The 13,797-nt window shown below is 55.9% G+C and carries 14 protein-coding genes and 1 pseudogene; 3 read left to right on the top strand and 12 right to left on the bottom strand.

Features of this window, described 5'->3' with window-relative positions; all coding sequences use genetic code 11:
- Positions 1–24 precede the first annotated feature (24 nt).
- From C1Y43_RS08525 to C1Y43_RS08490, 8 genes are all read right to left on the bottom strand, one after another.
- Complete coding sequence (locus tag C1Y43_RS08525) at positions 25–1,257, bottom strand: STY4528 family pathogenicity island replication protein (protein WP_104187902.1); 1,233 nt, start codon at positions 1,255–1,257, stop codon at positions 25–27.
- Positions 1,258–1,335: 78 nt separating this feature from the next.
- A complete protein-coding gene (locus C1Y43_RS08520; protein ID WP_059012802.1) occupies positions 1,336–1,566 on the bottom strand; it encodes a hypothetical protein in 231 nt (76 codons plus the stop codon).
- Entirely contained in the window at positions 1,566–2,174 is a 609-nt protein-coding gene (locus C1Y43_RS08515; protein WP_104187900.1) for a DUF2857 domain-containing protein, read from the bottom strand. The genes C1Y43_RS08520 and C1Y43_RS08515 overlap by 1 nt, the downstream gene beginning before the upstream one ends.
- A gap of 84 nt (positions 2,175–2,258) precedes the next feature.
- Positions 2,259–3,002: a DUF2786 domain-containing protein gene (locus C1Y43_RS08510; RefSeq protein ID WP_104187898.1), complete on the bottom strand. Its 744-nt coding sequence runs from the start codon at positions 3,000–3,002 to the stop codon at positions 2,259–2,261.
- A complete protein-coding gene (locus tag C1Y43_RS08505) occupies positions 2,992–3,249 on the bottom strand; it encodes a TraR/DksA C4-type zinc finger protein (RefSeq protein ID WP_104187897.1) in 258 nt (85 codons plus the stop codon). Before C1Y43_RS08505 ends, C1Y43_RS08510 begins: the two co-directional genes overlap by 11 nt.
- Entirely contained in the window at positions 3,242–4,948 is a 1,707-nt protein-coding gene (locus C1Y43_RS08500; protein WP_104187895.1) for a ParB family protein, read from the bottom strand. The genes C1Y43_RS08505 and C1Y43_RS08500 overlap by 8 nt, the downstream gene beginning before the upstream one ends.
- The gene (gene dnaB-PI, locus C1Y43_RS08495) at positions 4,945–6,312 is read right to left on the bottom strand and encodes an SPI-7-type island replicative DNA helicase (protein WP_104187894.1); all 1,368 of its coding nucleotides are present in this window, start codon (positions 6,310–6,312) and stop codon (positions 4,945–4,947) included. The genes C1Y43_RS08500 and dnaB-PI overlap by 4 nt, the downstream gene beginning before the upstream one ends.
- Positions 6,302–7,225 (bottom strand): ParA family protein, encoded by a 924-nt coding sequence (locus tag C1Y43_RS08490; RefSeq protein WP_104187892.1) that lies wholly within the window; start codon positions 7,223–7,225, stop codon positions 6,302–6,304. Before C1Y43_RS08490 ends, dnaB-PI begins: the two co-directional genes overlap by 11 nt.
- Before the next feature lie 475 nt (positions 7,226–7,700).
- On the opposite strand from C1Y43_RS08490, the pseudogene C1Y43_RS08485 reads away from it, so the two are divergent.
- Positions 7,701–7,955, top strand: a pseudogene (locus C1Y43_RS08485) (LysR family transcriptional regulator); the annotation flags it as partial.
- A gap of 94 nt (positions 7,956–8,049) precedes the next feature.
- On the opposite strand, the gene C1Y43_RS08480 reads toward C1Y43_RS08485, so the two are convergent.
- A complete protein-coding gene (locus C1Y43_RS08480) occupies positions 8,050–9,219 on the bottom strand; it encodes a Gfo/Idh/MocA family protein (RefSeq protein WP_104187890.1) in 1,170 nt (389 codons plus the stop codon).
- 10 nt (positions 9,220–9,229) lie between these two features.
- Complete coding sequence (locus tag C1Y43_RS08475) at positions 9,230–10,153, bottom strand: TIM barrel protein (RefSeq protein ID WP_058759607.1); 924 nt, start codon at positions 10,151–10,153, stop codon at positions 9,230–9,232.
- On the opposite strand from C1Y43_RS08475, the gene C1Y43_RS23795 reads away from it, so the two are divergent.
- Complete coding sequence (locus C1Y43_RS23795) at positions 10,152–10,322, top strand: hypothetical protein (protein WP_158252661.1); 171 nt, start codon at positions 10,152–10,154, stop codon at positions 10,320–10,322. The two genes, C1Y43_RS08475 and C1Y43_RS23795, sit on opposite strands and share 2 nt — an antisense overlap.
- A 29-nt stretch (positions 10,323–10,351) precedes the next feature.
- Here C1Y43_RS23795 and C1Y43_RS08470 read toward each other — a convergent pair whose 3' ends face one another.
- A complete protein-coding gene (locus C1Y43_RS08470) occupies positions 10,352–11,371 on the bottom strand; it encodes a LacI family DNA-binding transcriptional regulator (protein ID WP_104187888.1) in 1,020 nt (339 codons plus the stop codon).
- Positions 11,372–11,691: 320 nt separating this feature from the next.
- Here C1Y43_RS08470 and C1Y43_RS08465 point away from each other — a divergent pair, with 320 nt between their 5' ends.
- Positions 11,692–12,576, top strand: coding sequence for a sugar phosphate isomerase/epimerase family protein (locus C1Y43_RS08465; protein WP_021507777.1), 885 nt, complete (start codon positions 11,692–11,694; stop codon positions 12,574–12,576).
- 152 nt (positions 12,577–12,728) lie between these two features.
- On the opposite strand, the gene C1Y43_RS08460 is transcribed toward C1Y43_RS08465, so the two are convergent.
- Positions 12,729–13,739, bottom strand: a complete 1,011-nt coding sequence (locus C1Y43_RS08460) for a Gfo/Idh/MocA family oxidoreductase (RefSeq protein ID WP_104187887.1) — start codon at positions 13,737–13,739, stop codon at positions 12,729–12,731.
- Positions 13,740–13,797 lie beyond the last annotated feature (58 nt).

Genomic DNA, 13,797 nt, shown 5'->3' with positions numbered 1-13,797 from the left:
TAAGCTGAAGCTTCAACCGTCTAATTATTTGCTAACACTCTGGCGTATGTTTTCAATCATCGCCCTGACATCCTCCTTAGAAGGCCGGCTCGCAGGCTTTATAGGCAGACTGGCTGCTGGTACAGCACGCGGGACGGTTGTACTGGAATTATTGCTGCCGGAACTGCCATGTACTGCGGGTTCCTGCAAATTCAGCTCACCGCAACGGGCACGTCGCAGCATCGTGAACAACCAGCCAACCGGGTTATTAAGCCTGCCAAGTCGCAGTTGTTCGCGCAGCATGTCAGCCAACGCCTTCGCTAGCGCTTCCGGCAGTGAGGCCATCTGGGTGGTGAGCATCTGCCGATCCTCACTGTTCAGCCCGTTAACAAAGTCTTCAGGCAAAAAATGCTCTCCACCCGGTACGTACGTTTTTTTATTCACACTCTGTGTGAAAGAACGTACGTTACAGTCCGAATTTCGGACTCCGGTGTAAGTCATTGATTTAAGGCTGAGTCCGGATTCCGGACTCGGCGTTTTATCCATTAATGAATTACTGAGTCCGTTTTCCGGACTCAGTGGATCTGGTTCATTTTTTGCGCTTTTCTGACTGAGTCCGGAATCCGGACTGCGGGTCACAGCCTGGCGATTGCAGACCATCTGCTGAGGCGTGGACGGCTCGCTCAGGCGACTTTCGATAAGGGCCAGGCGACTGTGACGATGACGCATCCCGGGGTCCTGCAGGATATCATTCACCACGGCCAGCGCGGTCATCCGGACCGCTTTATTACGATTCTGGCAGCTCTCTTCAAGAAGCGTCAGCCAGCCCGGGTCAAAGGTTTCGGCGTCACGGTAACCCAGCGGCTCATCATGCTGCGCGTAGATATTGCCCCTCACGCGGCCACGGTCATCACGCACCCGCTTACACAGACTGAGCCAGCCGGTCAGGCGCAGCATCAGCAGAACGCGGCTCACCGTATCGCGTGAGGATTTTTCGGAATGCGCGGAGGCCAGCTGAACCTGTAGCTCGTCATAGGTCGGAAAGATGGCTCCCTCATTCTGCTGCGCATAAAGCCTGATCATCACCCAGGCGGTTTTATCCAGCGGTGACAGGCGCGTATCAAGAAACAGCCTGCGCGGGAACGCATCGTGCACGTTTCCCATAAACAGCAGCCCGCTGCGTTCCTGGCTTACATCGCCGTTATCAGCGCGCCGCTCAAGATTCTGCTGCATTCTGCCAAGCGTATGCGCCACGATACTGTCGGCGGGAATGGTCATTTTATGCTCTCCTCTTCTGCCTGAGACAGCACTGTGCCGGGATAAACCCGGCACAGTGTGGTCATCAGCGGCAATCCGTTACCGGCGTATTTCACGGTTGTATGTCTCATGATCCATCAGCCACCACTGCCGGCCACCGTCCTTGCTCAGGATGCGCCAGAACGGTCCTACATCTATCTTGAGATATCCGTTCATGGTCAGCCGGCGGAACACTTTCTGGCCGCAGCAAAGTGCATGGAATAACTTTTGCGCCCGGCGGCGTACCGCCGGGGAAACCTGCTGACGAGGAGAAAAATCTTCCAGTTCCATCACGCCTCCTTACGTATTTGTGCTGGCGCAGTGCGGGCAGTGGTACCCGCCTCCCGGCACCACTGACATACGCGGCTCCAGACTGCTGTCAGGGAAAGACCCAACTGCTCCGCCGCGAGCATCATCGCCTCAAGCGCCTGATGGGAATCAGGAGATGTCAGACCTGAGGCTTTCCATTCGATCCAGAGCGCTGCGTCCTGAGGCTCTGTCAGGGCCTGAGTTCGCCCCTGCCGGGACTCGATGCCCATCAGACGGCGGCGTGCACTCACTTCTGAGGGGGACAGGCCAAAGTACCGGTCGATAAGCTCCATTGAGCCGCCGAGTTCAAGTGCACGGTCAATCATCATGAACCGCTTCTGCTCGTTCCGGGCCTGATTCAGCATTAGCCAGAAATTTTCATGATTGAGGGAGACATCTAGCACGGAAACGTGTGACTGGCTGAGGTAGTGCAGTTCGTCAAGACTAAGGTGACTTAGCGCACGGATCTCTTCAACGGACATACCCAGCGACTCGCAGCGGCGGATATTGCCGTTTTTGATGTCCATCAGCAGTGCAGAAAGAATGGCCGTGGTAGCCTGAGAGAGATTAGAAAAGTTATGCTGGCTCACAGGCCACCTCCTGAAATCGCCTGGTCGGCGACGAGCAGAACATCAAAAAGCCAGCCCGACAGGCAGGCACACCATAAAAAAACATCAGTCATGAGAACCTCCCCCTGCTGAAATCTGCCGGGGAGCCTGTTCACCACTGAGGCCATGATGAAGGTCGGCATCCCGGCCGGCGAGAAAACCGGCCATCCGGGCAGCGCTGTCACCGCGGCAGCTTCCCGCCTCACGAACAGTCACGTCGGCCAGTGCGTCTCCGGCATGGCGCTTAGTCAGCCAGCGCTGAAGTACGGTATTTTCCTCCTCAGAGGGCGCAAATGAACGCAGCACCTGCCAGACGCCGGATACCCAGCCCTCCCTGAACTGATCTGCACGACGACGGCGCGTACGCAGCAGCATTCGACGGGTACGATACTGTTCCATGTGCGTTTCAGACGCGGCGCGCAGCTGGCGCTGCAGAACGGTAAAGATGTAGAGCGCCACCTCGGGTCGTTCGCTAAAACCATAAAAGTGAAGTGAACGGCGAACGCTGCTGGTTCCCTGTGAACTGACATGAACATGCCAGCCAAACCAGCAGCGACATCCTGTGGCCATGCAGACCACTGTTGCCAGAGAGCTCAGCCAGGCTGGCACTTTATCTGCATTACTGGTCAGGCTCAGGCAAACTGATTCGGAGATGCCACTGAGAGAAAGCATGTCTGGCGTCATACCATGACGCTGCATAAGCCGCTGGGCCAGTGCAACCGCACGGGCAGCTTCATGAGGGTTACTGTTGCGCGTGCCCAGCGCCATCAGGCGGCGGATACGGGCTGTGACTTTTGCGTTATCCGACATAGCGCATCCCCCTGCTCCCGGTAGCACGGTGACGGTCCTGTTTCTCTTTGACATCCTGACAGCCAGCACAGAATTCCACGCCCGGCACAGCCAGCTGGCGAGCGACCGGTATGTCTGCTCCGCAGCATTCACAGAACGCTTTTGACGGTTTTACAGAATGCACCTGCGCCCGGATTGCATCTATGCCGCGCTGGGTGAACAGAGCCGTACTGGCTTGCGCCATTTCATCGTTCAGATCATCAGACATTTTCCCCTCCCTTTGCAGCAAGTCGCTGCAGCTCACGCAGACGGCGGATAATGCGGATAAGACGCATTGTTTTCACAACCGTAATATCGTCGAATACGGCCACGTCAGCCGGAGACTGAGTACCGAAGAAATTCAGGCAGAACATAAACATATTGAACTGTTTGTTTGGGAGTGAGCCGGATAGACCCGCCAGGAAGAGGACAAATTCGCTGCCGGTTTCGGAGACGGCAAAGCCTGATGACTGAGGGTGTTTATCCTCCCGCACATTGTCCGCACAGCCCATCGCCTCAGCAATCTCGAAGACAAGCCGGTAGGCCATATCCTGCAGATGCTCGATATCATCCTGGAGTGCCGGGATGTGCCAGATATCGCTGACGGGCTCAAGGCCGGTAGCAGCGAAGGAGACTGAGCTGACTGACGCCGGCAGAGGGTCATTTTCCTCACCAATTGCTGATAACAGTGTGCCCTGACTGAAATCAGTAAGAGAAATGCTGTCCGTACCAGCCGTTTCACCGGTAATGACCGGCCGGCCGCCAAAAAGGTCATCCTGGACTTCGCGACGCGGTTCACTGCCGGCGGTTACCAGTGCGTTTACAGGCAGTTCAGCGCCTGCGGGCAGTTCCGGAGCTGGCTCGGGACGACCGCGTGTGATCAGGGTGCCGCTGCGCAGCCCCGTGACCGGGGTTTCGGAGTCTGTATCCGGAGGCAGAACAGTGACAATTGACGTCGGGGATTCCCGGCCTGCCGCTCTTTCCTGTGGTGGCGACATTGCCGGCAGCGGTGGCGGCTCACCAAACTGCTCACGGCGCTTCTGTTCACGGGGGTCAAGCTCAATCAGCCAACGATCATAATTGAGGCTCGGATGGGGCAGAGCTTTAACCAGAAGACCTATTAATTCATCGCGCAGGTGATCAAAGGAGAAGCTGTCAGGATCATTAAAATTCTTGCACGCTTCACCAAATACCCGCTCAAATTCATCTGTCGAATCATCGGATACGTCATATTTAGTCCATACTTTCTCAGCCAGAATTCTGAGGTTTAGGATGGGGAGGGCCTGCCCACGACTGAGTCCTCTTTCCAGAAGGTCAGGCATGTGCGGATGAAGATATTTGAGTGTATCCTCCATCCGGCTGATACTGGATGCGTGAACAGGATAGCCTTCCTCATTCAGGAGTTCAGACAACTCACGAAGTGAAACAGGCCTTCCCAGCTGCTCTTCCTGAATAATTCTCGCATTGTGAATACCAAATGCTTTGTCAATGAAGCTCAGGTCTCCCCTGACGTCGTTTTCAGCCAAATGTCCGACAAGACATTTCAGCCGCCCGGGCCACGGTTTAAAAATGGTGTGTATGCGATAGAAACGTTCATCGCCGGTTTCCTGCCATAACTCACAGAGAATCTGATATCGGGTGTTGCCGCCGTCGCTGAAGATGTAAACGTCTTCCCCCTGAGGATCGCGGGTCACTTTTGGAATGGAATCCAGTCCGCGAGCACGCACGGAGGCTTTGATTTCTTCATAACGCGGATTGCGGCCTTTACGGGGGTTGTCTGGATTCGGGCGCAGCTGGTCAAGTGACAGTACCATTGCCATTTCGCTGACCGGCAACGAAGCGGCATCCATTGGGTCAGTGATCTGCGAAGGCGATTTACCCCGTTGCAGCATGGCAGCACCGATGTTCAGGTTACGAACGTTACTCATGCTGCTGTCCTCCCTGCGCTGGCCGTCAGGTCAGAAAATCGGGTGAAACGACCTTCATATTGCAGGCGAATTGTGCCTGTAGGCCCCTGGCGTTGTTTGCTGATGATGATTTCAGCGACGCCTTTATCATCCGAGTTTTCGTGATAGACCTCATCGCGGTAGATAAAAACGATGACGTCAGCGTCCTGTTCAAGAGCCCCGGAATCGCGAAGATCACCATTATTCGGACGTTTATCTGCGCGGCTCTCAAGCTGTCGGTTCAGTTGTGACAGCGCGACAACAGGGCAGTCCATTTCTTTGGCCAGCGCTTTCAGAGAACGCGATATTTCTGCAATTTCCTGCGTGCGGTTTTCCTGATCCGGGCAGCGCATCAGCTGCAGGTAATCAAGTCCGATAATCGATGGATGACCATAGCGCCGTGCGTTGCGTCTGGCGCGAATACGAAGCATCGCGGGCGTCAGTGAACCGGTGTCATCAATGATGAGGCGATCTTTGAGGTCCCCTGTTAACAGCCCATAAGCGTTTGACACGCGCGCCCAGTCTTCATCATCCATCAACCCACTCTTGAGGTGGGTCAGGTCTATGCTGCCCAGTGAAGCAACCATGCGCATCAGGATCTGTTCTGTTGGCTGTTCAAGACTGTAAAACTGCCCGTTTGACTCCTTTTTTTTCATTAAGGAATTAATCAGCAAACTTATCAGCAACGCCGTTTTACCCATTGATGGACGTGCCGCTATAAGCACTAAGTCGCCAGCCTGAAGACCGCTGGTCATGGCATCGAAGTCTTCAAAACCTGTAGGCGTACCGGTAATACCGTCAGGGACATTGCATCGGCGCTCCAGCTCAACCAGCAGTTTTTCCATACCATCAATGAGAGTGACTGCCTGTTCAGGTTCAGTTCGCTCGGCAAGTCGGGTGATTTTCTGCTCGGCAATTTCCATTACCCTTTCAATATCAGCACCCGGTTGTTTTACCGATTCAGTGATTTCTGTACCAATTGCGGCTAACTGACGACCCTGACTGTATTTTGCCACTATGTCACAGTACGCAACGATGTTTGCCGCGCTGGGAGTATTCTTAGCAAGCTCTGCCAGGTAGGCAAAGCCACCGAGCTGGTCAAGGGCATCTTTACCACGGCTTTCAATACTTTCAGCCAGCGTCACGAGGTCTATGGGCTTACTGGCCGCCACCAGACGCGTCATTTCCTGAAAGATGGCTTTATGAACCTTATGGAAGAAATCATTGGCGCTGAGGCGGATTGCCACTTCATCCCAGCGATCGTTATCCAGCATCAGGCCACCGATGACAGACTGTTCAGCATCAAGAGAAAATAGACTGGGGATATTTCTGCGATTAGAGGTCATCTTTACGTTCCCCTTCTGCAGCAAGCTCGTCAAACTTCTCTTTCCATTCGGGGAAAAGTTCGCATGCAAGGTTGTGCATGGAATCAAAGGCCGAATCACTTTTACGGCTGGTTTTCTTCTCGAGCCTGTGAACTGGCTGCCCTGCTGCATGACCATGTTTATAGATATCCAGGTCATAGATTCTGGTCTGAAGCATCTCGATAACTATTTTGTCCGAATGCTGACTGTAATCCCCGCCTGAAATGATGGCTTCAGCATGCTCAACGGTGGTTTTCGCCAGCACCGTATAATCCATACAGTTAACCAGCATGCGTATCTGCGGGAGTTTGATACCAAAGGCCAGATAAGGAAGGAGTTCTTCCATAAGAGCAACTGTGCCGCGCATGAATTCGCGGACATCGGGCAGAACGGGCTTCACCATGCCGATCATTTCACCGGTAGCGGCAAGAATAATCAGTTCCGACATTACCGAACGTGAACCCTGTGAATCTATCAGGATGACGTCATACTGGCTGAAAACTGGATTCGCCAGCGCATTCCGCAGGCGCACGCGTCCGTCGGCAACATTAAGCATGTAAGTAGGTAAAAGGTTGCGGGGATCATTGGAGACAATGACGTCCAGATTATCGATCTCGGTGCGGGAAATTATGTTTTCTGGCCGTGAGAGGTCTGCAGTCTGCATGAGCAGCTCATAGAGACCGCAAGGCGCTTCATATGCTAAGGGATAGATACTGCTGGCAGTTGGCTGAGCGTGATCTCCGTCGATAATGAGGGTTTTGATACCCGCATCCGCGAGAAAACCGCCGAGATTTGCGGCCTGGGTTGATTTACCCTCGCCACCTTTAGTTGAAACAACTGGAATCACTTTCGGTCTGGCACCAAGTGATTTGTAATCATCTGATTTTAAATGCATTTATAACACCTGAAGTTTATTCAGGTGAGATAAGCAATTTCACAACAATCAAAGCGGAAAAAATTAACACTTACACACGGGGATTGAAAATCCCCGTGTCCGTGGTTCGATTCCGCGTCCGGGCACCACTATTCAGAAAACCCAGCCTTATGGCTGGGTTTTTGCTTTTCTGCGTCGGCATATTGATTCGCTACATTGCCGGTCTTAGCGCTAAAAATTCGCAGCTGTATCGCTGCTATTTCTCTCTTTCCAGTCCCTCATTTGCGCGACGCGTCGCACACTTTTGCGATTGCGCCCAAACCTTTCCAGCGAATTGCGCCACCGGTCACGCCGCGTTGCGCGTGTCGATGTTAAAAAACTGTTAATCGCAGTGCCTGCCTGCTGTCGTGGCGTTTGTCCTTAACTCAGCGTCTGCTGCATCTCATCGTGCCGGACGTTTTTGATACACCGAATCGTGTCGCCAGAGGGAGTAATCGTGAACCTTCGTCGCCTTAAATATTTCATCAAAATCGTCGACGCGGGCAGCCTGACGCAGGCCGCTGAAAGTTTGCATATTGCGCAACCGGCGCTAAGCCAGCAGCTTGCCACGCTGGAAGGAGAAGTGAATCAGCAGTTACTGATCCGCACCAAACGCGGCGTAACGCCTACCGAAGCGGGGAAAATGCTTTACCATCATGCCTTCACTATTTTGCATCAGTGCGAACAGGCACAGCGCGCCATCGATCAGATCGCCGCAGCGACTGCAGAAGGCATGCGCAGCGGCTCCCAATAAAGCACGGATGCCGCCCCGCTGCCTCGCACTCCGGTTAAATTTCGTCAGCTAATTAGCACTCAACCCACACCGCACCGGCATCCGCCGATTTGACACACTGTTCCACCCAGCGTACCCCCATCAGCCCGGCGTGCACGTCCGGATACCAGAAGTCCTGCAGGAAGGCGTGATCGCCGCGGTCGGTGGCGTCCATCGCCAGCGCAAAACGGCGATAGAGATTCGACCAGGCTTCAAATAATCCTTCGGGATGGCCGCCACCAATACGGTCATCGGCCAGCGCGCTGGCATGCAGATAGCCCATGCCGCGCTCAAGAATCTGCACCGGCTCGCCCTGCACTTCATAGCGCAGCTGGTTTGGCTGTTCGTCCCACCACTCCAGACTGGCTCGGGCACCCACCACGCGAATTTTCTGGCCGTGCATCGATCCGCTGTTCACCGCTGACGCCCACAGCGTACCGACCGCGCCGTTGTCATATTCCATCATCACAAAGGCGTTATCTTCCAGCGGCGCACGCGAGGCTACAAAGCTCTGGCGGCTGCACAGCAGACGTTTTATTTGCAACTGCGGCAACAGGGTTTCAGCGATAAACAGCGGATGGGTGGCCAGATCGCCCAGCACATAGCTCGGGCCAACAAAACGCGGATCGACGCGCCATTTGGTGCTGGCATTCTGTAATTCGACCGCTTCGTGATGAAAGCCGTGAGCAAACTGCATGTTCACAATGCGGATCTCACCCAGCAGCCCGTCAGCAATCATGGTGCGCGCCTGCTGAATCAGCTGATGCCCGGCATAACCGTAGGTCACGCCGATGATTTTCTGCTGCGCTTTACACAGTTGCTGCAGTTCCTCAGCTTCAGCGGAGGTGAAACACAGCGGTTTTTCACACACCACGTGCAGCCCGGCGCTGAGCGCAGCGCGGCAGATAGCAAAGTGCGTATTGTTCGGCGTGGCGATGGAGACGGCTTCAATGCCATCAGCACGCGCGGCTTCCGCTTTAAACAGGGTTTCGTAATCGCTATAGCAGCGCTCCGCCGCCACGCCCAGCGCGCGACCAAACGCCCGCCCGCGCTCCGCATCAATATCAAACGCTCCCGCTACTAAGGTGAAATTGCCGTCGCGTAAAGCAGCGGAACGGTGGATGTAACCGATCTGGCTGGTCCCGCCGCCGCCCACCATGCCCCAGCGCAGCGCGCGATCCAGTACTTTGCTCCCGTTAATCATGCTGTTCTCCTCAGAATCCGATGGAATGCAGGTAGTGCAGGCTGGCCGTGACGTCCTGCAGACTGGTGGCGGCGTTGCGCGGATCGCGCTCCTGCTCAATGGTGATCCAGCCCTGGTAGTGACGTTCAGCGAGAAACGCCCGCAGCGCCGGGTAATCAATCGCGCCCTGGCCAAGCGGGCACATCACGCCCTCGGCACAGGCAGTGAAAAAGTCGACGCCGCGCGTAATCACATCGCGCCAGACGGCCGCATTGATGTCTTTGAAATGCAGATAGTCGATGCGCGACCAGTAGCGTTGCAGCCAGGTCTGCGGATCCATGCCGGAATAAAAAAGATGGCCGGTATCGAGACACAGTCCGGCGACCTCATGCGGGATGTCCTGCACCAGCTGTTCCAGTTCATCAGCAAACTCAATGCAGCCACCGGCATGAGGATGAATCACTGGTCGCACGCCGTAGTCGTGCCAGGCGATGTGACTGAGCTGAGTGATGTGCTGCATCATGCGCTGCCAGTCCGCAGGTGCCAGGCGTGGCGCTTTCTCTGTCTGACCAGCAAATTGCGCCCGCTGCGGGTTGCCGAAATCGATAATCACCAGATAGGGCGCGGGTCGGTTATCACCGTGCGTGCGTGCCGCGCACGGCACCTGCGACAGGTTGCGGCAGATGTTGTGCGTCAGCTCAACCATCGCCGGGAAATTCGCCTCGCTGACCAAATCATCAAAAATGGTGCCGGCCACCAGCGACAGCTGATGCGCTTCCAGCTGCTGGCGCAGTTCGGCGGCATCGGTCGGCAGATAGCGCCACGGCCCGAGTTCAATGCTGCGGTAACCGGCCTGGGCCGCCTCGCGCAGCACCGTTTGCCATGGTGGCAGGAAAGGATTGTCAGGATCGTCTACGCCCCAGCTGCAGGGCGCATTGGCAATGTGTAGGGTCATGATGGTTCCTTATGATGAGGGCTGGCATCAGTATCAAATAGATATTTCACCAACCTCAATCATGGAACTTTCATTCTTTGATAGCGATCATAAATTTAATTATCAAATTTTTGATAATATTTTATCAAATGCTGTCGTCATGCGCGCTGGCGCGGCTGTCGCCCGGTGAGCGATAACAAAGGGTGACGGCGCAACGCCTCAGACATTTTCCCGCATGACGATCTCAAACGGCAGGGTGACCTGAGAAAAATGGTCGCTGCGCTCAGCGTGACGTTGCAGTACGGTTTGTGCCAGCTGTCGTGCCATGTCAGCGATCTGATGGCGTAGCATCACCGTGATGGTGCCATCTATCAGCGCCAGGTCGCCGTCATTGACCGGGCCGTGACAAATCAGCGCCACCTTACGCTGCGGCTGCTCACGCAGCGCCTGAACGACCCCTTCTATACCGCCACACGGCGCGTAGATCAGCGCCAGATCGGCATGTTGCTCCAGCAGCTGGCGAGTCGCCTGATAACCACCGGCAATCGATTCGTGGGTTTTGAGCGGTTCCAGCACGCGGCGCGCACTATCCTGCTCGCGCAGATACGAGCGAAAACCACTCTCGCAGCTCTCCTGACAGATAAAGCGGTGATCCCCCAGCAGCACGCCCGCCGGACCCGGCTGATGCAGCAGATGGCTGGCGATCCAGCCCGCGCTGCGCCCGGCTTTCTGATTATCCAGGCCGAAATAGCCAGCATGCCCACAGGGCGAAAAGTCAGAAAACAGCGCGTAGACGCGCACGCCCTGACGCGAAACGTGCGCTATCGCGTGGCGGATCAGCGGATGATCCAGCGCCACCACGCCGATAGCCTCCACCTGCTCAGCCAGCCGGTAGAGCGAATCCACCACCGCTGCCACCTCATCAATCTCGTGCCAGACAAACAGCGGCTCGCTGCCGGCCGGATGAAATGGCTGCGTCTGCTGGCGCAGCGCATCGGTTAGCGTTTGATAAAAAGAGTACGAAGTCGACAGCAGGATAAACCCCATGCGCAGCGTCACGCCGTCGCTCTGTGCACTGAACGGGGCGTGGCTGCTGCGGTAACCCAGCCGTTGCGCCGCTGCCCGTACTTTCTGTTCGGTCTGCGCCCGCACCGGCGCACGGCGATTGAGCACCCGATCCACGGTGGCGATCCCCACCCCGGCAGCGGCGGCAATCGCGCTCATGGTAACTTTGCTCATCGTTAAGCCCTTTAATGATAATAAACTATCAAAAATAATGCCTGAGGTTATGCTTTCACGCCATATAAGCCGCTCGTCATCTCTCAATAAATGAGTAAATCCTCTCATTATTTTGATCGCTGTCGCACAAACACCATCATTCGTTTCATTTTTCACATAAATAGAATAATTATTTGGCAAACGATCGCCGCAGCGTGTCGCCGGCACTGATGGAAATGCATCAGCAAAGCATTAGAGCCGGTGCCGGGCTGTTTTTATAGTTGACGCGACACCAGCCGCCGATTGCGGTGGTGGGTAACGTAACGCGCAGGAGAACAACAATGAAAATCGCTTTTGATGTGGATGTTATCCGCGATCTCGGCATCACGCGTATGGTGCATCAGGTCGCGGAGTGGGGTTATAAATACATTGAACAGTCGCCGCATCCGCAGATCAATCCGTTCTATAAACACCCAAAAGCCAGCCGGGAGATCATGCGCGAGTACAAAAATGCGCTCAACGCTACCGGACTGGAAATCTCCTCGTTTATCACCGTCTATCGCTGGTCGGGACCGGATGAGCTGCGGCGCCAGGCGGCGGTGAAAAACTGGAAGCGAATGATTGAGATTGCCGTGGAGATGGGCGTGCAGGTGATCAATACCGAGCTCTCCGGTAACCCGAACGAGCCCGAAATCTGCGAAGAGATGTTCTATCGCTCAATGGACGAGCTGCTGCCGATTTTCGAGCGTGAAGGGATTCGCGTGGAAATTCAGGCGCATCCGTGGGATTTCTGTGAAGAGAGCAATGAAACGGCCGATATCGTCAAGTCGTTCCGCAGCGACAACGTCAAATACATCTACAGCGCACCGCATACGTTCTACTATGACAAGGGCAAAGGCGACGTGAAGAGTATGCTGCATTACGCTGGCGACGATCTGTCGCACATGCTGATTGCCGATACCATGAACCACACCAAACACTGTCGCTACATCGTTAACCCGCCGGGCGTCGATGCCACTATCCACCAGCACGTGGCTGTTGGCGAAGGTGAGGTGAATTTCGACGCGCTGTTCGAAGCGCTGCGCGAGATGGATTTCGCTAACCGCCACTATAAAGTGGGCGGCGAGTCGATTATCTCCGCCGCCCTGTTTGGCTATCCGGAGAAGATGAAGTATCAGGCGGTGGAAACCCGCGAGCTGATTGAGCGCGAGCTGCTGAATCTGTAAATCGCCCGCCCTCAGCCCCTTTTTCCGCCAATGACAGATAGGCGCACAATCAGCTCCCTCTCCCGCCAATGACAGATGGGCGCACTATCAGCCCCCTCTCCCGCCTGCGGGAGAGGGTTGGGGTGAGGGCAAACGCCATCGCCCATTCCCCATCACACCGTCACCCACTCCACCTCAACAAACTCGCCGCGCGTCAGCGACAGCTGCGCCGCTTCCGCGATGGCCTGCGCGCGCAGCCCGTCAATCAGCCCCGGCAGACCAGCCACTTTCTCGCCGCCAAGATGGCGCACAAACGCATCGAGATGGCTGTAATAGGTCTCCTGTACCCGGCTGAACCAGTCCGCATACAGCCCCGGCTGGCGGATGTGCTGCCCCTGATACAGCGTTGCACCGCGCACCGCCTGGCTTTCCGACGCCAGCATGCCCAGGCTGCCCATCACGCTGATGCGCTCGTCATAACCGTAAGCGGTACGACGGGCATTATCGAGCTGCGCCAGCGCGCCCTGCTGCAGGCGCATAATCAGCACTGAGGTATCGACGTCAATGTCGCGGATCGCCGGCATCGCCAGCGCGGCACCGAGCGCGCCCACGGTGACCACTTCATCCTCAGTTAGCCAGCGCAGCAGATCGAAAAAGTGGATGGCCTGGTCGCGCATCTGTCCGCCGGACGCCTGCAGATAGCTCAGCGGCGGCAGTTCAGAGGCGCGGCACACCATCTGGATAAGCTCGCTGCGCCCAATCACGCCCTGCTGCAGCTGGGCTTTCAGTAGTGCATGGCTGCGATCAAAACGCCGATTGAACCCTACCGTCACCGGCACCTGCAGCGGGGAAATGCTGGCTACCACTTCCCGGGCGCGCGACAGCGACAAATCGATCGGTTTTTCACAGTACACCGCTTTGCCCGCCAGCACCGCCTGCTCCAGTAGCGGAGCGTGGGTCGGCGTCGCACTGGCAATCAGCACCGCATCAATGGCCTTACTGCTCAGCGCCTGCGGCACGCTGGCGGCCCGCGCCCCAAACTGCTCTGCCAGCGCGGCGGCGCGCGCGGCGTCGATATCGCACACCAGCGCCAGCTCAACGCCGGGATGGCGCGCCAGGTTTGCGGCATGCACCTGGCCAATAAATCCACAGCCAATCAAGGCAAAACGTTGCGCACTGCGCATGATAACGCTCCTGTTGCTCACACTTCGGCATCGTCGGTCTTGTCAAAATATCGCTTTC

Origin of the sequence: Pantoea sp. ICBG 828, from assembly GCF_002928355.1 — a bacterium.
GTDB classification, from domain to species: domain Bacteria; phylum Pseudomonadota; class Gammaproteobacteria; order Enterobacterales; family Enterobacteriaceae; genus Pantoea; species Pantoea dispersa.
The sequence above is the reverse complement of the archived record's forward strand: the minus strand, read 5'-3'. Positions and strand labels throughout refer to the sequence as shown.

Coding starts and splice junctions, on each gene's coding strand:
- C1Y43_RS08525 (WP_104187902.1), bottom strand. CDS start 1,257: ATGACCATTCCCGCCGACAGTATCGTGGCGCATACGCTTGGCAGAATG.
- C1Y43_RS08520 (WP_059012802.1), bottom strand. CDS start 1,566: ATGGAACTGGAAGATTTTTCTCCTCGTCAGCAGGTTTCCCCGGCGGTA.
- C1Y43_RS08510 (WP_104187898.1), bottom strand. CDS start 3,002: ATGTCGGATAACGCAAAAGTCACAGCCCGTATCCGCCGCCTGATGGCG.
- C1Y43_RS08505 (WP_104187897.1), bottom strand. CDS start 3,249: ATGTCTGATGATCTGAACGATGAAATGGCGCAAGCCAGTACGGCTCTG.
- C1Y43_RS08500 (WP_104187895.1), bottom strand. CDS start 4,948: ATGAGTAACGTTCGTAACCTGAACATCGGTGCTGCCATGCTGCAACGG.
- dnaB-PI (WP_104187894.1), bottom strand. CDS start 6,312: ATGACCTCTAATCGCAGAAATATCCCCAGTCTATTTTCTCTTGATGCT.
- C1Y43_RS08490 (WP_104187892.1), bottom strand. CDS start 7,225: ATGCATTTAAAATCAGATGATTACAAATCACTTGGTGCCAGACCGAAA.
- C1Y43_RS08480 (WP_104187890.1), bottom strand. CDS start 9,219: ATGATTAACGGGAGCAAAGTACTGGATCGCGCGCTGCGCTGGGGCATG.
- C1Y43_RS23795 (WP_158252661.1), top strand. CDS start 10,152: ATGATGGTTCCTTATGATGAGGGCTGGCATCAGTATCAAATAGATATT.
- C1Y43_RS08475 (WP_058759607.1), bottom strand. CDS start 10,153: ATGACCCTACACATTGCCAATGCGCCCTGCAGCTGGGGCGTAGACGAT.
- C1Y43_RS08470 (WP_104187888.1), bottom strand. CDS start 11,371: ATGAGCAAAGTTACCATGAGCGCGATTGCCGCCGCTGCCGGGGTGGGG.
- C1Y43_RS08465 (WP_021507777.1), top strand. CDS start 11,692: ATGAAAATCGCTTTTGATGTGGATGTTATCCGCGATCTCGGCATCACG.
- C1Y43_RS08460 (WP_104187887.1), bottom strand. CDS start 13,739: ATGCGCAGTGCGCAACGTTTTGCCTTGATTGGCTGTGGATTTATTGGC.